At 47.8% G+C, this 20,520-nt stretch carries 15 protein-coding genes; 2 read left to right on the top strand and 13 right to left on the bottom strand.

The window, feature by feature from the left end:
* Positions 1-79: 79 nt before the first annotated feature.
* The 11 genes from ABN764_RS13120 to ABN764_RS13070 form a co-directional block, all read right to left on the bottom strand.
* A complete protein-coding gene (locus ABN764_RS13120) occupies positions 80-2,401 on the bottom strand; it encodes a heavy metal translocating P-type ATPase (protein ID WP_446672126.1) in 2,322 nt (773 codons plus the stop codon).
* Positions 2,373-2,813: an ArsR/SmtB family transcription factor gene (locus ABN764_RS13115; RefSeq protein ID WP_446672125.1), complete on the bottom strand. Its 441-nt coding sequence runs from the start codon at positions 2,811-2,813 to the stop codon at positions 2,373-2,375. The genes ABN764_RS13120 and ABN764_RS13115 overlap by 29 nt, the downstream gene beginning before the upstream one ends.
* A 345-nt stretch (positions 2,814-3,158) precedes the next feature.
* Positions 3,159-4,097 carry a PD-(D/E)XK nuclease family protein gene (locus ABN764_RS13110; RefSeq protein ID WP_021256196.1) on the bottom strand — a complete coding sequence of 313 codons (939 nt, stop codon included), beginning with the start codon at positions 4,095-4,097 and terminating at the stop codon, positions 3,159-3,161.
* A gap of 271 nt (positions 4,098-4,368) precedes the next feature.
* Complete coding sequence (locus tag ABN764_RS13105; RefSeq protein ID WP_446672124.1) at positions 4,369-5,043, bottom strand: SOS response-associated peptidase; 675 nt, start codon at positions 5,041-5,043, stop codon at positions 4,369-4,371.
* 88 nt (positions 5,044-5,131) lie between these two features.
* Positions 5,132-8,158, bottom strand: coding sequence for a DEAD/DEAH box helicase (locus ABN764_RS13100; RefSeq protein WP_446672123.1), 3,027 nt, complete (start codon positions 8,156-8,158; stop codon positions 5,132-5,134).
* Positions 8,155-9,783, bottom strand: a complete 1,629-nt coding sequence (locus ABN764_RS13095) for an SWIM zinc finger family protein (RefSeq protein WP_446672122.1) — start codon at positions 9,781-9,783, stop codon at positions 8,155-8,157. The genes ABN764_RS13100 and ABN764_RS13095 overlap by 4 nt, the downstream gene beginning before the upstream one ends.
* 246 nt (positions 9,784-10,029) lie before the next feature.
* Positions 10,030-11,085 (bottom strand): PTS sugar transporter subunit IIC, encoded by a 1,056-nt coding sequence (locus ABN764_RS13090; RefSeq protein ID WP_446672121.1) that lies wholly within the window; start codon positions 11,083-11,085, stop codon positions 10,030-10,032.
* A 149-nt stretch (positions 11,086-11,234) separates the two neighbouring features.
* Complete coding sequence (locus ABN764_RS13085) at positions 11,235-12,554, bottom strand: Ger(x)C family spore germination protein (RefSeq protein WP_446672120.1); 1,320 nt, start codon at positions 12,552-12,554, stop codon at positions 11,235-11,237.
* Positions 12,538-13,653: a GerAB/ArcD/ProY family transporter gene (locus ABN764_RS13080; protein WP_446672119.1), complete on the bottom strand. Its 1,116-nt coding sequence runs from the start codon at positions 13,651-13,653 to the stop codon at positions 12,538-12,540. The genes ABN764_RS13085 and ABN764_RS13080 overlap by 17 nt, the downstream gene beginning before the upstream one ends.
* Before the next feature lie 25 nt (positions 13,654-13,678).
* Complete coding sequence (locus ABN764_RS13075) at positions 13,679-15,316, bottom strand: spore germination protein (protein WP_446672118.1); 1,638 nt, start codon at positions 15,314-15,316, stop codon at positions 13,679-13,681.
* A gap of 735 nt (positions 15,317-16,051) precedes the next feature.
* Positions 16,052-16,378 (bottom strand): hypothetical protein, encoded by a 327-nt coding sequence (locus tag ABN764_RS13070; protein WP_268627473.1) that lies wholly within the window; start codon positions 16,376-16,378, stop codon positions 16,052-16,054.
* A gap of 480 nt (positions 16,379-16,858) precedes the next feature.
* On the opposite strand from ABN764_RS13070, the gene ABN764_RS13065 reads away from it, so the two are divergent.
* Positions 16,859-17,734, top strand: coding sequence for an AraC family transcriptional regulator (locus ABN764_RS13065; RefSeq protein WP_446672117.1), 876 nt, complete (start codon positions 16,859-16,861; stop codon positions 17,732-17,734).
* Between the two features lie 55 nt (positions 17,735-17,789).
* On the opposite strand, the gene ABN764_RS13060 is transcribed toward ABN764_RS13065, so the two are convergent.
* Positions 17,790-18,977, bottom strand: coding sequence for a stalk domain-containing protein (locus ABN764_RS13060; RefSeq protein ID WP_446672116.1), 1,188 nt, complete (start codon positions 18,975-18,977; stop codon positions 17,790-17,792).
* A gap of 119 nt (positions 18,978-19,096) precedes the next feature.
* Positions 19,097-19,900, bottom strand: coding sequence for a DUF2935 domain-containing protein (locus tag ABN764_RS13055; protein ID WP_446672115.1), 804 nt, complete (start codon positions 19,898-19,900; stop codon positions 19,097-19,099).
* A gap of 166 nt (positions 19,901-20,066) precedes the next feature.
* Here ABN764_RS13055 and ABN764_RS13050 point away from each other — a divergent pair, with 166 nt between their 5' ends.
* Positions 20,067-20,426 carry a hypothetical protein gene (locus tag ABN764_RS13050; protein WP_021256206.1) on the top strand — a complete coding sequence of 120 codons (360 nt, stop codon included), beginning with the start codon at positions 20,067-20,069 and terminating at the stop codon, positions 20,424-20,426.
* The last annotated feature ends 94 nt before the right edge of the window (positions 20,427-20,520 follow it).

Below are 20,520 nucleotides of genomic sequence, written 5' to 3'. Positions count from 1 at the left end.
AAAATGGAGAAGACAGGCGGTATATACGGTTTCTGGTGATTACTTTTTCCCAATAGAAACAATCTCTTACGTTCTCACGTTATTCCTCACGATCTCGTCCAAGGAGTACCGTCATACCGAGCAAGGTAACAACAATGGTTGCTCCCATATCAGAAAGGATGGCAATCCAAAGTGTCAGCCAACCTGGAATCGTAAGCAGCAGGGCAATGATCTTCAGTCCCAGCGCAAGTCCGATATTCCAGCGTACGATACGGTTGACCTTATGCGAGATTCGAATGGCGCTTGGCAGCTTGCCAAGATGATCTTGCATCAGGACGATATCTGCCGTCTCAACGGCACTGTCCGTTCCTTTGCCCATCGCAATACCTAGACTAGCCGAAGCAAGTGCAGGTGCATCGTTAATGCCGTCACCCACCATGGCGACCGGATACTTTTTGCCAAGCTCCTTAATCTTGTCGACCTTCTGTTGTGGCAACAATTGCGCATACCAGTCTGTCACGCCTACGTTCTTCGCTACTTGCTCCGCAGATTGAGCGTGGTCGCCAGTCAGCATGACCGTATGCTTCACCCCAGCGGCGTGCAGTGCTGCTATCGTCCGTTTACTCTCTTCACGAATCTCATCGGCCAATCCGAACACACCCAGCGGCTCACCATCTTGTTCAGACACAACCACTACCAAGGTTAATCCACGTGATTTCATCTGCTCTGCAGCCTCTCGCGCCTGCTGTATTCGATCAGCAGAACCGCCTTGCAGCTTATCAATGACGCGTTCGCTGCCTACCCAGTATACAGCACCGTTGATTTCAGCCCGTATGCCTTCTCCCGGTATGGTCTCACTATGCGTAGGTTCTTCGAAGGAAGTGCGTCCCTTGGCCTCCAGATGACGCATAACAGCTTTCGCAAGTGGATGAAGAGAAGCCTGTTCAATAGAACCAGCTACGCGGTAGAAGCGTTCTTCATCATAAATTGCCTCATCTTGTACAGCAGGTTCTCCCTTCGTCAACGTACCCGTCTTGTCAAAAGCCAGTGCTTCAATCTTGCCGAGCTGCTCCAAATGGACGCCGCCCTTGATCAGAATTCCGTTGCGAGCGTTGCGTGTAATTCCGCTGACGATTGCAATTGGCGATGAAAGAATAAGTGCACATGGACATCCGACGATAAGAACAGCAAGCCCTTGATAGAACCATTTATACCACTCTCCACCCATAAGAAGAGGAGGCACAAGCATTACTAGTGCTGCAATAATCATGATAATTGGCGTATAGATACGAGCGAATCGATCGATGAACAACTCTGTTGGCGTCTTCGTATCCTGAGCTTCCTGCACAAGATGCAGAATCTTCGCCAATGAGGAATCTTCATAGGCTTTATCAATACGAACCTTCAAAATGCCGTCCGTGTTCACACTGCCCCCGAACACAACATCGTCAGCCGCTTTGGCTACCGGCAGCGATTCACCAGTGATGGCTGCTTCGTTTACAGCACTGTTCCCCTCAACGACCGTACCGTCTGAAGGAATTTTCTCACCCGGCCGAACGAGTACAATGTCTCCTGCAACGAGCTGTTCAATCGGAATGGTAATACTTTGCCCCTCGCGGAGTACAGTTGCCTGCTTCGGAGCTACCGCCAGCAGAGCTTCCATTGACTGACGAGCACGCTCCATGCCGTAGCCTTCCAGCATCTCATTCAATCCGAACAAGATGGCAACGAGTGTTGCTTCCTTCCATTCTCCGATAACAACTGCCCCGGTAAGCGCCACGGTCATTAAAGTGTCCATATTGAAGCGCAGCCGCAGCAGATTGCGAAGTCCCTTCATGAAGGTGCCATATCCACTAAGCAGCATCGCGAGCAGATACATGCCTATCAGAACACCGTTCGGCAGCGAGCTATCTAAAATAAATGTTGCAACATAGAGCAAGCCTGAGATGCCCAGCAGCCACTTCATTCGATTCATATCCCCATGACTGTGATCGTGTCCATGACCCTCGGCTCCGTGGTCATGCCCATGGTCATGTTGATGCGCCTTGCCACCTGAGCGGCTATGGGAATGACTGCGCGAATGTCCTGCATGGCTATGCCCCTCGTGGGAATGCTCATGGTCATGACCGTCACAAGCGCATTGTATGTGACCTTGGACTGGAGCACTTGCAGCGCTTGCGGCAGCTCTTCCGCCTGATTCGACCAGCTTGGCGCCATCTGTACGCAATATCCGTTTTACGGCAGCCACATCAATGTCCTTGCTCATCTTGAGTGTACCGCTGTTATAGCTTAATGTGGCATCCTCGCCATGCTTCAACCGGCGAATCTCGCCTTCCATTTCCCTAGCGCAGTTGCCGCACGACAATCCCTGCACCCGATATGCAATTCGTTCATCAGCCTTTTCTGTGCTCCGCGTCGTCATGACAATGCTCCTCTCTCAAGTGTTCTAGTGTCATTCGAACGAGCAACCGAATATGATGGTCACTCAAGGTGTAAAACACATTTTTACCATCCTTGCGTGATTTCGCGATGCCTAGATTCTTCATCACTCGCAAGTGATGTGAAGTTGTCGCAATCGATTGGCCTGTCAATATCGCCATGTCGCATACGCACAACTCTTCCCCTTCATCCAGCAAGCATGCCATTTTCATCCGTGTCGGATCAGATAACGCCTTGAACATTTGAGCCATGCCCTGTACCTCGTTGTCTTCAACCCGACCCCTTAAAGCATTAATTTTAACAGCGTCATAACATACAATTTCACATACATCTTCTTTATCGAGCGTATGCGATTGAATGTTCTCCAGATCTTCCGTTGAACGTTGTGCAACCATTGCATTCACCTCATTACCTATATTGTTGTTAATTTCCTTGAAGATTAAGCACGTTAATTTCGAATGATTGCATTGAAGGTGTTTTATCTGCTTAATCGTAATCATTACAATAATCAAACGAATGTTTGAATGTTTCTGTAGTTGTAGTATACACGGTTCCATTCATAAATTCAAACGATTATTTTAATGTTCTGCCAAAATACGCTCCTACCTAGCCTCAACCCTCTCACATACTGCCCCAATTCGTATTCGTCAGTAGCAAACAGGTCCGTCTTCCACAAAAAATGCAAAGACGCTTCCAAAACCACTATACTGGTGGAGATGGAAGCGTCTATATTCATATGGCTACGATACGGCCTCATTACGGTTCCCGTATTCGCATATCTCCAAAAAAGGACAACGACGACAACGTCTAGTCTCTTCGGTCGGCTCGAATGCTTCAATCGAGAGCGGCTGATTGCGGAGCGGCTCCTCCAAGTAGTCACGCATGAGCAGCATGCTATCTATGACGTGGCGCTCTAACTCTTCCATCTCTTCTTCATGTACATGATCTTCTACACAGCTGCCGCTGAGTAGATACTCTGTACGAATATCAAGCTTCTCATAGGGAACCCCGTACACCCGGTGCACATATAATCCATACAGGCGCAGCTGCGTCTTATTGCGCTCATCCTCCTGCCCCGTCTTCCAATCTACAATAATGTACTGATCATCCTGACGGAACATGACATCCAGCTTCACATATACTTTCGTATCTGCTAACAATATTGTATTTAAGCGTTCCAGTTCCATAAGCCGGACACCCGAATCTTGTCTAAAATGCTGCACACTGAGACTGTTCAGAAAACGGTCGGCCAGTATCGGGATCCGAGCCTTAATCGTTTCAATGGTGCGGGCTGGCAGTTGTTTGCCATAGTACATTTCATGCAGCATTGTGCGCTGCTTCGGAAGTTCTCTCCATGCCTCCACGTCAAGCGAGTCCGTATACGCCTGATTCAACAAGTTTCTTACTCGCCGAACGATGTCCTCAGCGTCCATCACCCGACTGGATTGGTTCATCTGCATCAATACAGCCTCTGCCATCTTATGCATCGCTTCTCCGAATACAAGATGCAGGTTGGTCATTTGCTTCAGCTGATAGGCCTGCCTTGCCAATGGCTGCGCATCTCGAAACCATCCATTGTGCGAGGCATAATAATGATAGAAATACTTGCGTCTGCACTCTTCGAACAGCACATGACGCGACGGCGACCATGACCATTCCGGGTAAGGCTTACGCTGCATGGAAATCTCCCCTCTCCAATTCACTCACCGAACTTCAGTTGTAAAAGCTATTATAGCATGCTCACCATACATAAAAGGGAGAAGTTATCCTATACCTGCTGTATCTCTATGTCAAGCTGCAACCACTTCGCCATAAGCGCCGCTCAGCAAAACAGCCTCGACCCGATTGTTCGAGTCAAGGCTGCACAAAGAGCATTGTTCCTTGTTGTTTCTTGCGATATTGTTCATCTGCATCCTGAACCGTCAGCAGACACCCTATTTCCCCCTGCTGTCAGGCCTTAACTCGACCAAGCCTTACATCCAATTCCTGAATGCAGTCCGAATGATCATATTGCTCATTCTCAATCAGCGAAGTAACCGGGTATAGTCTCATCCGTTCCGAAGTATAGGGCCTCAGTTGTCTGGCAAGCGCCTCAATCTCAGTCGAGACTGGGCGAAGCCACGCATCGGCCTCCTCAGGATCCAATATAGCTGGCATACGTGTCTCGAATTCCGCAATTAGCTCATTGGAACGCGCCATTAGCATCGTACAAGTCTGCTGCACTCTCCCTTGTGCGTCGCGCCATACTTCGTACAATCCCGCTACGCCGAAGATCCCTTGCTTGCGAAGCACCACATGAACGGGGTAACTCTTTTTGCCTTCCTGCCGCCAATAATAGAGCCCGCTGCACGGAATGATGCACCGCTGTCGCTCTGTCAGCTTCCAGTATGCTGAATTCGTATGAATGGAATAAATATCAGCATTCAGTGAATCCTTGCCCCAGAAGGGTACCATCCCCCACCGGTATTCATCCAACACACGTCTCCCCTCAAGCTCCCTAATAGCCGGCACCGTCTGCGTCGGACTAATGTTGAAGCGCCGTTGATAGGGGTAGAGCACCTGCTCAATGCCAAATGCCCGTTCAATCTCTGATAGATTAGCGGAAATCGAAAGTCTCCTGCACATGTCCATCATCCTCCTCATGGACATTATTGTCTGTATAATTAGAAAAATTATGCAGACAACTCCGCGCAAAAGAATGAGGACAAATCCCTTACTCCATGACATGCCGCCTTAAGGCGAACAACTCTCTCAATTCGGTTGGGGACAGCTCTGTAATCCACTTCTCTCCACCGCCAATTACCTGCTCATTCAAAGTTTGCTTCTGCTCAATCATATCGTCAATTCGCTCTTCCAACGTGCCGAGTGCAATCAGCTTATACACCTGCACATTCCGCGTCTGCCCAATTCGGTATGCCCGGTCGGAAGCCTGATTCTCCACCGCTGGGTTCCACCAGCGGTCGTAATGGAACACATGATTGGCAGCTGTCAAATTCAGTCCCGTTCCACCAGCCTTTAGCGACAGAATGAAGATGCGCGGACGTTCTTCTGCTGGAAGTGACTCATCCTGGAAGCGCTGAACCATGCGATCCCGTTCTGCCTTCGGCACACCGCCATGCAGAAACGGGACGGTCTCCTTCATGTTTCGCTCCAGCACCTCTTGCAGCAGCTTGCCCGTCTCAGCATACTGTGTGAAGATGAGACTCCGCTCTCCCGTCGACTGCAACTCATCCAGCATCTCTAGCAGGCGTGTCAGTTTGCCTGAACGAGCGGAATCCCGTCCAGATACTCGGTCTCGCAGCACAAGTGATGGATGATTGCATACCTGCTTCAGCTTCGTCAACGCAGTGAGCACTCTGCCCCTTCGTTCCATTGGATCGAGTCGATCCAGATCATCGAACAGTGTCTGCAGCGTCTGCTCATACACCGAAGCTTGCTCCGCGGTCAGAGGAACGTAGACCTTCGATTCATTCTTATCCGGCAAGTCAAGCTGAATCTCAGGATCCCGCTTCAGCCTGCGCAGCAGAAATGGCTGCACTAGTCGCTGCACAAGCTTCGTCCACTCTGCATCTCGAGTGCGTTCGATCGGATTCACGTACGTTCTTCGGAATTGTGCCAACGTACCCAAATATCCTGGATTTACGAAATCAAAGATCGACCACAGCTCCGTCAAATGATTCTCCATTGGCGTACCGGTCAAGGCAATCCGGTGCTTCGCGCGCAGCTTCCGAATGGCCGCAGACTGCTTCGCATAAGGGTTCTTAATGTTTTGCGCCTCATCCAAGCATAGCGAGTTCCACATGATTGGCCATAATAACTCACGATCCATCAAGGCCAACGTGTATGTTGTGATGACCACATCAGCCATGCGAATCTCCTCTGCAAATCGCTCATCCCGAATTCGGTCAGAACCATAATGCAAATACACTCGAACATCCGGCGCAAATCGTTCCAACTCTCTCTGCCAGTTCCCAATGAGCGAGGTTGGACATATCAATAGAGAAGCTCCCGACGCCGGTTCTATTTCCTTTACTCTCAGAACATAGGCTATCCATTGTATCGTCTTGCCAAGCCCCATATCATCCGCAAGACAGGCGCCAAGGCCGAATTGACGAAGGAACATTAGCCATGAGTATCCATCAGCCTGATACTTCCGCAGTGTTCCCTGCAATCCTACCGGCAACTCACTAGGTGGGATCGATTCATGATGCTGAAGCATGCCTAGCCAATGCTGCAACTGCTCATTCAGTTCCAGTTCAAGCTGTAGGCTATTGTCACGCTCAATATCTTCATCCAGCAGCCCTTCCTCCAGACGCTTCCGTTCCATGGCCATATGATGCTCAAGCACCTCGCCGAATGTCATCCCACCGCCATCGACTTGCTTCATCAAGCGGCGAATTTCCTTCACGTCATCCGGATTCAATTGAATCCATTGGCCATGTAGTTGAACAAGCCTGCGATCTTGTTCGATGAGCTGACGGAATTCTGCTTCACTTAAGTTCACGTCACCTACCGCGAGTCTCCAATCGAACTGAATCATCTGATTCAATCCCATCGCAGAAGCGGAGAAGGAACCTGCGGAAGAAGGAACCCTCGCTTTTAACCGAGTTCTCATCTGCCGCACACGCTGCCACCAAGCAGGCACAATGACCCGGAACCCAGCCTCTGCTAGCTGAAGGCTTCCCTCAGCTAAGAAGCGCCAAGCATCCTCTTCGCCAAGCTTCGTCTTCAATCGGAGAGAACAGCTCTCTGTGTCCTCTTGATCTTCTTGCTTTGTTTTCAAACCTGTTTCTGTCTCATGCATACTGGGGCGTTCCGGCTGCTCCAATAGAAGCTTCCGGCTAACCCCGGAATCCTCAAGCCAAGGGGCGATTTGCAGCACCTTTCCGATATCTCGAATTAGCCTTTCTTGGAGGAATGGCTTCCATTCTTCCGGGAAATCTCCAGCAGCTGCCTTCACTTGGCTCCTGATCGCGCCATCAATCCTATACTCGCTCAATACGCATCCAATAAGAGCATTCGGATCCATCTTGTCCTGCAGCAAGATGCGAAGCGCCCAAGGCATCCGGTCCTGTTCCGGCTCATCAATACGAAGCACAACACGGAAGGGTGTCTCATCTCGGGTCCAGCCTATCATTTCGAGCCAATCTTGCTCCCCCGTCCACTGCAATGATTGCAGGGGAATGCGCAGCTCCTCCAGTTCCGGGCGTGCACGCAGAGCGGCAGCGCGCAATGAGTCTCGCTCCTGATTATCCGTTAGCAGTTCTTTCATCAACACATCGAACCAATGGACAAGCTCGGGATGCTCGATCTGTTGCGCTTGGTGAAGCAATTCGCGCTGCTGCTTCTGCTCGGATTCGCTTAGCAGCAGTTCCCAGCCGAATGCACCCGCTTTCCATTTGTCGTAAGACGGCTCATATCGCCCCTCTTGCAGCAGAGCCATATACAGCTTAGCCGTCTCACTTAGAATGCGGAAGCTGTCTCCTGATTTCAACTCTGTCCAACCTACGTGCGGCGTCATCGCTATCACCTCCAGCATTTCAGCCGCGGTAACAACAATCCCTTCAATACGCCCCTCCCCCTCTACAGGGAGCATCGTACCGTAGAAGGAAGGAGCATGCCAACCGAACAACAGATGCTTCAGTGTTCGCACGTCCCGCCTCATTCCACTATGAAATACCAGGAATGTACCGTCGCTTCGTCTCAAGCATTCCACGTTCCAAGGCGATTGTTCGATCATGTAAGCAGTGCCCCTCCTCTCAACTCTTCTTGAAATGCTCTTAACCGAGAATACCGTTCCAGCAAGTTATCCATGTACCGCTCCCACGTCGAAAGAGAGCCCTTGCGTTCATACATCGAACGCAGCTCATGCAGCAAGGTAACCGCTATCCTGTATTGATCGCGATTGCGTTCCTCAATATGCCGTTCAATGGCCTGATGATATAACGGCAGCAGCATGTCTGGCGCCGCGGCAGCGACTTGCCTCCATTCAGCCGCATCTGCCTCCTCCGGCGATATGCGGCGTGCGATCTGAATATCAGCCCAATCACGATATCTTCCCTGCTCTAGGAGGAAAGAAGACAGATACGGGTATATACCAGGCAGCAGTGCCAGCAACAGCGAATCAAGTTCTTGATGCATACCTACGTGTGCATCATAAGCCTGTTTCCACAGCATCCAATACCGTTCCAAATGCTCTCGTTGGCGGGATTGGCTGACCATCGGAGCTAGCGCCTTCAACCACATCAGCAGCTTCTCGTGATCTCCACTGTGCATTCGATCGTTAGCATACTGTACAAAGCGCTCAGGTTCATTATAGAAAGTAAGCGAATGCACATGAGCGATTGCATCCTCGTCACAGCCAAGCAACGATTCAATATGGATAAGCGCGACCCGAATTGAATCACGCAGGCGGGGACGAAGCTCGGATAACGGCTTCAACCTCTCCTTAAGCCGTGTACGCTCAAGCTGCAGCTCTTCGGGATCGTTCAATACCCACGACCACACGAGTGCAAAGGCAGCTAGTCTATCTACAGGGGACTCCTCTTCAGATAGCGCCACCTGCTCTGCCACGACACCTAAGTGACGAAGATGCTCCTTAAAGGCCTTTGGTAGCTTTGAGCCTGCGAAGCGGCGGCTTAATTCTGTTAGCTCCTCCATACAGGGACGAACAGCATCATCCGCGGATATATCGCGAGAATGGTAGCCTCGTGCAGCTTGCGCATAGCGCTCAGCCAATTGCTGAATCAAGAACAACTGCACATGCATGCGCAGCAGCGTCCGCACCGGCTCAGCCATCGCTTCGCTGTCACGATACAGCTGCTCCTTAACCCACTTGGTAATATCCACTACAGAGGATTGGAAGTCTGTAAACGGCCGTGCATATTTTCTATGAAATAAGAGATGCCAGTCCTTGGCGGAAGCATCTGCTGATAAGGTCATCTGACTCGCTCTAACGCGGCGTTCCCGTTCGGCCTTCTGTTCTTCACGCTTGCGAGCAGCAGTACGTTGTCTCTCAAGCTCAATGAAGGCTTGACGGAAATCAGACAGGTACAGTTCAGGCTTCTTCCCTGCTGCCTCGCATAATTGGAAGAACAGCGCCGCCCTATGCTTGCACTCATTCCCAGTTCGGCAAGTGCAAGTACTCGCCTCGACACGTTTCATATGGAGGCTCACATGATAGCGTTCCGTCTCATGCACTTCAGCCCTGATCACCCGAGCCTTCCCCACGTCCTCATGCACATGGGATACTGCATTCTTGCGGTAATAGCGCCATCCCTGCTCCAGCGTCGCGTACGAATAGTGCTCCTTCATTTGACCGGCTAAGCGGTTGATGTCGTCCACAGATACGTCCGGTTGCTGCAACTTCAATACCCTCCATTACTGCGGCAATGCTCTTCCAAGACCTGTCCGATCGCAAGCATCCGCGAAATTCTGTATCCTTTCAGTTTACACAAAAAAACGGGAATATAGAAGAAAAAGAGCGTCTCCCATGTGGAAACACTCTCAATCGATCAGATCCGCAAGCTCCGCCCTCGCCTGATTAACGTATATGCATGCCTTGTAGATTGGGGATATGCCCAGATTATCATGATCCTTCTTCTCCCCGATTTATATTGCTGATTCACTGGTTGAATCAGTCTGAATAGGATGTGTGCCCCGAACCTCAGCCACCGTACGAATCGGATAATGGCGGAATAGAATCGAGCCAAGGAATCCTGCTCCAGCTCCGGCTAATGCACATAACACGGCCGTAATCGTAACCATAACTGGATCATTGAAACCGTACATCACCATAAGTCCCGCAATCGGTGTTGCAGTCCCTGTCGCATCATTGACCAGCCCGAAAAGCGCCACGACCACCCCAGCGGCTGCCCCCCCAATGAAGTTCGTGACATACACCGGGATTGGGTTGGCTGAGATCAGATCCGCTTGTGTCAAAGGTTCAATAGCGACTGCAAGTGTTGTACGACGATCACCGAACTTCATGCGGTGGAAGAACACGAAGTTCATAAATGATGACCCCATTACGGACAAAGCTCCGATTGCCATCGGCAATCCTGTTAAGCCGAGCATAGCCGTTAAGGCCATCGAGCTAAGTGGTGCAGTCGCAACAACTGTTATCACACCGCCCAAAATGATGCCCATAATAATTGGATTATCGGTAGCCGTAGCCGAAATAATGCTGCCAATGTTGAGCAGCGTTGCATCTACGATAGGACTTACGAACTTCGCCAAATAACGCACCAGTGGCGCTGCGACCACAATACAGGCGATAAGATCAAGTCCTGCCGGCACCTTCCGTTCGAATGCCTTAACGAGGAACGAGACGACGTATCCCGCAATGAAGCCAGGAAGCAGCCCCTGTCCGCCACACGCAACACCCAGCATAAGCGCATACACAGGCGACACTCCCATTGCCAGTGACACTAGTGCAGCAGCAGCCACGCCTCCCATGCCGCCGGCTGTCACCCCTACCTCTCTTAAAAATTCCAACTGCAGCATATCACCGCCAACATAGCGTTGAAACGCTTCAACCAAGAAGCTGGCAACTGCAGCGTTCGCTAAGGCTCCCATCGCCTTCATTCCGTTAGGTGCTTTGAAGCTGAACAAGCTAAATAAAGAAAGGACAAGCAACAGCAAGGCTGTCCCTTGAATGATTTGCATCTTCTCTCCCCCAATGCACGTGCTGCGGCAAATCATGTGTGTAAACATGTATTTTGAATCCGAAAGACTATATGTGCATTCATTGTAACAATTGGAGAGCAGGATTTTCACTGTATATAATACCCAACCTACGAATTGATAGAACCCGACTAACCCTCCTGCCCTACTACTTGCCGCTCTCTCATATTCGTCGTTCCATATTCTCTAATCGTTACTTGGACATCATAACGTATCGGTGTCGTCGCGAACGTTTCATCCCATGTCTTCTTCTCTTGCTCCCACAGGCGAGGATATGCGATGCGCAGCTTATCGCTAAACCCTAGCACGTCTGCGTGGTATTTCTTTTGCAGCTTATCCAGCAATTTGGTCACCAGTTCTTTAATCTGCTTCTCAGCATCTTCTTCCAAGCGACGAATAAACTTATTGTCAAAGTCATTGCCATCGCTAATCATCTGCTCGCCTAACCGACCGTCCGACTTTACTTTTACATCGAAAGAAATGCGGCCATTTTCAACATGCGGTGTAATTTGACTTTTCACGTTGGTAATTTCATATACAGATACTTGGTTAGTGATGATGTCCTTACTTTTTACTACACCGCCCTTGCTACCGCCCAGAACCCAGTTCACCGCTTCCATATCCTCTTCGTCAAGATAGCCAAGCTGCTTGCCTGTACTGCCTGATATAATGGAAGCTCCCGATAGCTTCAGCTCCCCTTTGGCCGTGACGACATTCTGTATCATAAAACTGGTCATCAAATTCAACTTCTCCAGCAAGTTGGTGAGAGACAAGGGCTTCAATAAACGATTCGTTCGATAGTGATTATCAGATATCCCTAACAAGCGAAAGGCTGGAACGTCTCCCGGGAGATTTACATCTAATACCTCTTTCCCTGTTCCCCGGCTAATATAAACCAAGCAGCTAGGACGAAATTCCTGCTCCCTCATAAAGAAGTCCAGTACATCTCGCAAATTCAGTTGCTGCGCCAAGTCAGTACCGATGACCAGCGCTTTGTAGTGCTGTCCGAATATTGGACTCGTTTCCTTCAAGGAAGTCTCTCTCGAAATCTGATATAAAGAATCCCCAGACAAGGACACATTTCGATATCTTTTCTTGCTTCCTGATGCCCCTTGCCCTGAAGACTGCTCTGGCTTCGCCATTTGATACGTTAATGTAATCCTCTGATTACGCGGATAATCTGCACCTTTTTTCTCAAATTCTTGCTCCTCTGACGAGATGTGGCCAATGTCCAACGCTGCAGCTACTGTAATGTTCAAATCTTCTATTTCTCTTCGGCTCCAGCACCCACTGAGCAGCAGAATACTAAGTGAGATGATCGCAATGCGCATGGCTGTCAGCTTGCATCTCCTTGGCTTATCCTCCCGCGAATGCCCACCTGATTGTGCAGCATCTAAGACAACATTGCAGCAACGATTGGATACGTTCTGACACTTACTGTTCCTGCTCATCGCTTGCCATTCTCCTTCTCAACTTCACAATCATTAACAGAATAATAGGTAATATCCCGAACATCACCATGGCTGCGTCACCTATTCGATCTCCCATAGAGAAGAGATCATTAATATTTCTGGGAGACATGGAGGCAATATAGATAACCGGAATAAGCAAGTACAGCATCGGACGAATATTCTTATTTGTCATTCGTGCCATGCCAAGCGCAGCCGCATAATGTGTAATCACATATGTAGTAAAGATCTGAATTACCCAAATGACCAGAAGCAACGATTCATATCGTTCAAATAAGATCCCCGGATATTCGAAACTGCGGAACAGCGTGATCGTAGGCCAGGTGCGGCTGACAACACCAGCAATGGATAAAGATCCAACTGTCATCACTACAGTAACCACGTAAAAAAGCATCGGAATGAGAATGCCAATTACAACTGCACGAACAGCCTTCTTCGGTGTTGACATATAGGCCTGCAGTACGAGCAATATTTCAAAGCCGGAGAAAGAAAGTCCTGTCGTCTTCACACCATTCAATACAGGACCTATCCCTTGCCCTAGCACTGGCCTTAAATTATTGACGTCAAATATTTTAAAGCTTAGCAGAGCCAAGCCCGTAATAATCAGGACCGTCAACGGAAATACAATTTCGAAGAAGCGAGCAATTGCAGCTACCCCACCGACCATGATATATATGCCCACCCACAGGAAGGACATAATCACCACCCAGCGTGGAGTACCTTCAAGCAAATACAAGTTCATTACTTCCGACATGGCTCGCACCATATTGCCGGATGTCGCGATGAAATAAATAATGATCGACACATTCAGCACGATCCCTAGCCATTTCCCTACAATAAGCTGACTGTATTCATAAAAGGTCTTACCTGGAAATTGCTGACTGAGCTTCGCTACAATAATGCCTGCTATCATAGCAACAAGGCCGCCGAGAATGACGCTCAGCCATATATCCGGTGTCTTCACCTTCTCCGCTGCTGCTCGGGGGAGCGTTAGAATCCCCACTCCCAGTATATAATTGGCTACAAATACAGCCGCCTGCTGTGTCGTAATTTTCTCACTCGATCCAATTGGTTGACTCATGGTTCTCTACAGCTCCTCCTATCTGCTACTCCTCACGGGTCGGATTACGTGTGTCCAGCATCTTGGGACGCTTCTTCATCAGCCTTAGCGGGGCACGCAAAATGAAGTCTTTCCAATCTGACAAACGGTAAGGCACAGCAGGGCTCATATATGGCACACCGAAGCTCTTCAGCTTAACGAGATGACTGCATAGCACTAAGAAGAACAGAACAACTCCATACAAGCCAAGGATCGATGCAAAAAATATCGCGATGAACCGCAAAATGCGCAAAGAAATACCTGCACTGTATTGCGGAATAGCGAAGGAGGATATCGCCGTTACTGCAACAACGATAACCGTGAACGGACTGACGATACCCGCTCTAACCGCGGCATCTCCGATAACGAGACCGCCCACAATACCGACCGTCTGCCCAATCGGCTTCGGCAGGCGAAGACCCGCTTCGCGCAAGATCTCCAGCGCCACCTCCATAATGAGCACCTCGATGATTGCAGGGAACGGAACGCCAACACGGGTGCCTGCAATGGACAATGCCAGCTTCGTTGGGATCAGACCTTGATGGAACGAGATCAAGGAAATATACAAGGAAGGGCCAAAAGTTGATACAAAGGCCGCAAAATACCGCAGACAACGAACTAGCGTCCCCGCCATCCATCGCTCATAATAATCCTCCGGCGATTGAAGCAGCATGGTGAACGTCGCCGGTGCAAGCACAGCATACGGGCTTCCCTCAAGAAAAATCGCCACCCGTCCTTCCATCAAGGCACAAAAGGTTCGATCCAACCGTTCCGTGCTCTGCAGCTGCGGAAAAGGAGATAAGTAATTATCCTCAATCAGCTGTTCGATATAGCTTGAATCCGGAACATCATCGATATCAATCTTGCTAATGCGATCCAGCACATCGGTAACGAGCTGCTTATCCGCTATATCCTCGATGTATGCGAGAACCATCTCACGCTGTACCCGGGTTCCGACACGGCGATGAATGAAAGTGAGCTTCTTGTTCTCACCTTGCTGCCTGAGCAGCGTCATATTGTCAACGAGGCATTCATTGAAGGCAAGCCTTGGTCCGCGTACGAGCACCTCAGATGGCGGCTCGTCCACGCCGCGCACCTTCACCTTCCTCGTATTGAACATAATGGCTCCGATATGCCCTTCAATGAACAAAGCCGTATCGCCCTTCAACACATCGTACGTACAGTCATTAACAATTCGATTCTCCTTCATCGATCCGACAGGGAGAATATGCTCGATCAAATATTCCTTCGTATACATATAATCAGTAGAAGCAACTGCTTCCCCCTCAGATGGCGGCTGTAAATCACCCATCAAGCATTCCAAGAGGTGCTTATCGATGAAATCCCGATCCGATATCCCTCCAACGAACACCAGCGCTGCACGCTGTGTCGTATAGCCGAGACGGAACAATCGTATGTTCACATCCTCCATCTGGCCGATATCTTCCTTGACCTTATTGAGATCCTCCTCAAAATGGCCAACAAACCCTTCGTAAGCTGTTTCGGCCTTTTTCTGCCCCTGATCGCCTTCCTCCTTCATCGTGAAAGACATAATTTTCGATAATACAAAAGGAACAATGCCTGCAATCGCCGCTTGCACGAATGCTTGCCAGCTTGGTATATAAGGCGCAATCGCCTGCCACATTTTTCATCACCTTCCCGTAATATGCCCCGCTCTTTCCTGAGTATGCATTTCGTGGAAGATGATGAGGCAGATGAAGAGTGGCGAATTCAATGATCGTAAAATTAAAAAACCTTGAAAGGCTATAGCCCTTCAAGGTTTAATTAAATCTTATTTAGATGCCAGTACATATTCAGATGGTTCTTCGTCAAGTTAGCTTGGGCATTTCCCCACTCCTTCAAGGTAGAACTGTAATGGTTAGATTATATCCCGACGATAGGTGCTAAATTTATTACGTTTTGATTTAGTACCTTTTGTAAAATAGCAAAAACAAACAGAAGCAAAAAAGATATTAGAATATACTTAAGAATTCGATAGAAAGCAATCAGTACGTTTTCATTTTCTTCTGCCACATAATACACACCATTCCCACCAACTAACATGAGACAGAAAGCAACTAGCTTAAATGGAATCAAGTAACTCAAGTCCGGGATGCCTGTTCCACATAAAGAAATGAGATAGCCAACTATATAAAATATAAAATAATATTTTAATCTTTTACTAATCAGAGTCACACCTCAATTTAGTCAGAGTTATATTCCAAATTTCATTTTCCTCACAATATATCAAAACATGACCCAGGAAACCAGCTTAAACCATTGGGTTCGAATAATACAATTCATTTGAGCGATCATAGTCCTATATTATAGAGGTAGCCTTCTCTAAGTCATGCTAGTAGCATAAAATTCTTCGCATTCATTACATCTGGTAACGCTTTTCAACACTCATAATGTCACGTATTTCATTTAGAACCTTGATAACTATTTCATCACATCGTGCAGACTCCTCTTCGGACAAGTACCCACTCTCTGCTTGAAGAAAGGTGTATAGCCTAAAGAGTTTATCTACCAAACTCCTCGGTAATAATACCTCACCTTCGAGCAAATCTATCAACTCTTTAATATATTGTGAGATAACAGTAATTTGAGGTATTAATACTTCTTTTTTTATCCTAAGATGAGGTAACAACACTTTCATTTCATCCCATATCAGACTTTCTAACTCCCCAATACGTTCCATATTCATCGTAGATCCCCCTCAATCGTTGAAGATTACACGTATACCTTCTCTCAGTAATTTCGACTAATCTATCTATAGAGTAGCATAATGACCAGATGAATCTGTATAGGGATTTGAATTGTTCCGAGACGGACCTTTTCCAAAGGGACGCATTAGATTATATATTATTTTAGAATACATTGTAGGTACTTCGACCTTTTATTACTCTATTCCGCCTATTCACGCCAAACAGTGCGAACTATGTTGTTTGCAGCATCAAATGTAAATCAGTTCTACTGTTAAGCAGAAAAACTATATTTAGTACTCCATATTCTATTGAATGCCCAGGGATTTTTTTATAAGAACAACCTACTCTAGAGTAACTGAACTTTTATGCTTGGATAATTGAGGATATTCTAAATCATACGTAACGACCATTTCCATATGCGAAATGTCGGATGTCGATTATTCAACCTCGATACAATGAAGAGGAGAGGAGGGCATGACATGGATATGCTGAAGGATATGAATCTTGCTTTGGCCTATATCGAAGACAATTTGGATCAGGACATCGATTACGCCCAGGTAGCTCAGCTTGCAGGAACTTCGGAGTATCATTTTCGAAGACTCTTTTCGTATTTGGCCGGTATGTCTCTGAACACGTATGTTCGCAACCGTAGGCTGTCTCAAGCCGGTCAGGAATTACACAAGAGTAACGTTAAAGTAATTGATATCGCGATCAAGTATGGCTACCATTCGGTGGACGGATTCACGAGAGCATTCAAGGATTGGCTTGGGGTTGCTCCTTCGGAAGTGAGAGGTCTGAAGCATCTGAAGGTATTCCCGCGCATGACCTTCCAGCTCACTATTCGAGGAGGAATCGACATGAATTATCGGATCGAACGGAAAGACGCCTTTAAGCTTGTGGGTGTGAAGCGCCGCGTGCCCATCGTATTTGAGGGCGAGAATGCTGACATTCTGAAGCTTGCTCAATCGATTACCGTAGAACAGCGGACAAAACTGCAAAGCTATCGAAACACCGAAGTCACCACTGTGATCAATGCGTCTTATCATTTCAGCGAAGGGCGTTATGAGGAAAAAGGCGAGTTGGACCAGCTCATCGGATCGATTACGACGCTTGATGCTGATTTTGATGGCTTCGAGGTTGTGGAAGTGCCTGCCTGCACATGGGCAATTTTCAGCTCAGAAGGCCCCTACCCCCGCGCACTGCAGGAGACATGGGGCAAAATCACCGCTGAATGGCTGCCTTCATCTTCCTATGAGTTAATCGAGGTGCCTGAAATTTGCTTTACCGGAGATATGTCCGATCCTCATCAGGTATACACCGAAATCTGGATCGGAGTAAAAGAAAAAGCAGAATAAGCAGAAAACCCTTGATTCGGTAGTATAACCGAATCAAGGGTTTTTTCAATTATCATCAATACACTTCAACAACGATTTCTGCCCAAGCTCCGCGGTCAAATGCTGGAACATTGTCGGCGCTATACAGTGTAATCAGATAGTATCCTTTGTGCTGAAGCTTCACCGATCCTTTAAAGGCTTGTTCTTGGATAGGCATCTTTCCTTCCTTGATGTCCTTATAAGGATTAGATTTTACAGCTTGCTCGTCATCATATTGCTGCACGGTGAAACTAAGCGCTCCAAGCTTCTCGTTACCAGCAACCATCCGACCGGAAATGTCAATTGAACCTCCCTGCGGTGTGCGAACATAACCCGATGCAGATTGATCAAAAGCGATGTACTTTTTCCCCTCATCAGACAGACGAACAGGGGTGGCACCTTCACTCGAAACTTTCCGCATAACCGAAATAGACTTCTCACCACCTGACACGGCTGTAATTTTCAACGCATTTGGTCCGGGGCGGAGCGGTAGAGTAAACTCGATTCGATTATAATGCCGACCATCAAGCGAAATGTCTTTTTTCAAGACCTTGGCATGATCATTGCCTCCTAACCATCCTCCTCCGCTCAAGGCGGTCACGACTGATGGCGTATTCATATCCTTTTGATAAAGCATCGTAAAGGTTGTGCTGTCCTTGTCCGTTTTCCGCTTTGGTTGTAGAAGTTCGATGACTTTATTGCTCCATTTCAGCGTCACCTTCTGTTTCGCAGTAGCTGGGCTGATGCCCACATAAGTCAAGGCTTGAATCGGTATGTAAGTGACGCCTTTGGCAATGAACGGCTTAGCAATGGTTGCTCCAGGCAAGGCAGATCCGTCTTCCATATAAACCTTATCAGAGCCTACCCGAAAGAAAAGCTGTTCAAAGGGGGGCTTCAGTTCGCTATTCATGATGACCTGGACTTGCTGGGTAGAAGCGTCAAACATCAATAGGTTAACAGCTTCAATTGCACGCAGTGTGCGCAAAGGCACAAAAACACGCCCGTTTTTCATGATTGGCTTATCAAGAGATAAGTTTCTCCCATCCAACACGGCTTGTCCGCTGTTAACATCCATAATAAGCTCATGGGAAACACGATACATCTTGGCTACATCAAGCGTCTCATTCTTTGTGTGGGCTGACGGAGCTGACTCCTGAGCAAAAACACTCGATCCACTACCAATTGCCAGCATAACAGACATAAGTAAAGCTATACATTTTTTCATGTAATCGCCTCCTACATTATCTAGTTACTTGGTTAGACGAATCAGTAGCCGAAAGAGTTGCGCATAGCTAATCGTAATGAAGTTCGAGAAACGTAAAAAAACCGCTTTGCAGCGGCGTATTACACCTTCTCATCTATCCTCGGATGATCTGGATTGCATTCCGGATCGGGTACTAAGCCTAATTGTGCTAGCTTCATTAAATAATAGCACTCTTCCCTCATCATATGATCTGGTATGAGCGGGGAAATGCGACTAAGCACTTCGGCTGACAATTCTAGATCCTCCAGTTCCTTCAAAAAGGCTCTGAACAAATTCATCTCCATATCGACGTCAGTATGAAATCTGCGGAACGCTGGAAAATCCCGAAGCTGTGTCCGCATGTACCCTGCCATTTCGATACTCTTTAAATAGAACTGTTGAAAATGCTCTTCAAAATCCTTACTTTTCTGAATCAATCGCTTTTCTACAAAATCCAAATCGCTGGAAATAGATGCAGCATGACCCGCTGCGTCAGGCAACCAAAGGAAATCGTGGTGCAGTGCATCAAATTGGGGAACCGGCTTTCCTTCCAATAGGTTGGTTAAAATACGTAAGTATTCCTCAAGTTCATTCACCATATGATTGATAAAGGTTGGAGTGAACGCAATTGTAACACGCCCAAGCAACAGACGCTCAAGAATGCTTAGCTTAAATTGCCGCAGGTTGATGGTTAGCGTGTAGGCTTGCTGATTCAGTGTTCCGATCTCTGTATCCGATTGCAGCTCTCGTGCTTGTTGCAGAAGCTGATCGAACGCTTGAATAAATTGTTGTGCAGTCTGTATATCTGACGTTTCTTTCGGGGAGAGCGCATTGAAGATGAATCTTGCATGATCGCCTAAAATTTGCAGCCAGAAGCGATGCTCAAACAACGCTGGTTGATTCAACGGGATGACCTCCTTTATCGTCCTAACAAAGGTTTATGAAGGAGGATAAAAATTAATAACTTAGGTATCTCCGCATCTGGAGTCATTGTGCATAAATAACATTCAAGCTAGACAATATAAGGAAGATGAAACCATACGAAACTATGGATAAAAAGGAGTCTGCCCAATGACACATACGAATACCGTGCAAATCGAACAACTAGCGCAACAATTGATTCAACAAACCAATGCAGCAACGCAAAAATACCAGCAGCTATTGCATCAAGAGCAGCAAAATGCTGCGCGATTACAGGAGCTTGCTAAAATCGAACAGCATGCGGCCCATGTGATTCAGACTGCGCTTCAAGGTCATCAAACAGCTGTACAACAATTGCAGCAAATTATCAGCCTCGCCCATCAATCACATACTGCACCAACCAGTTATGCAGCGGGGTATGTGGCTCATACGTATCCACAGGTGAGCGATACGCAACATTACGTTTCACAAGTAAACACTACTCCCCAAACAGGATATAGAGGATATTAAAAATAGGCCGTTACCAACCTAATTTTCAAGCCAGCAAGCAGACAGCCGACTGACAAGATTCTGTCTTCATTAGAAGATGTCAGAAGAAGCTGTC

Origin of the sequence: Paenibacillus wuxiensis, assembly GCF_040195695.1 — a bacterium.
GTDB lineage: Bacteria > Bacillota > Bacilli > Paenibacillales > Paenibacillaceae > Paenibacillus_B > Paenibacillus_B suaedae.
The sequence above is the reverse complement of the archived record's forward strand: the minus strand, read 5'-3'. Positions and strand labels throughout refer to the sequence as shown.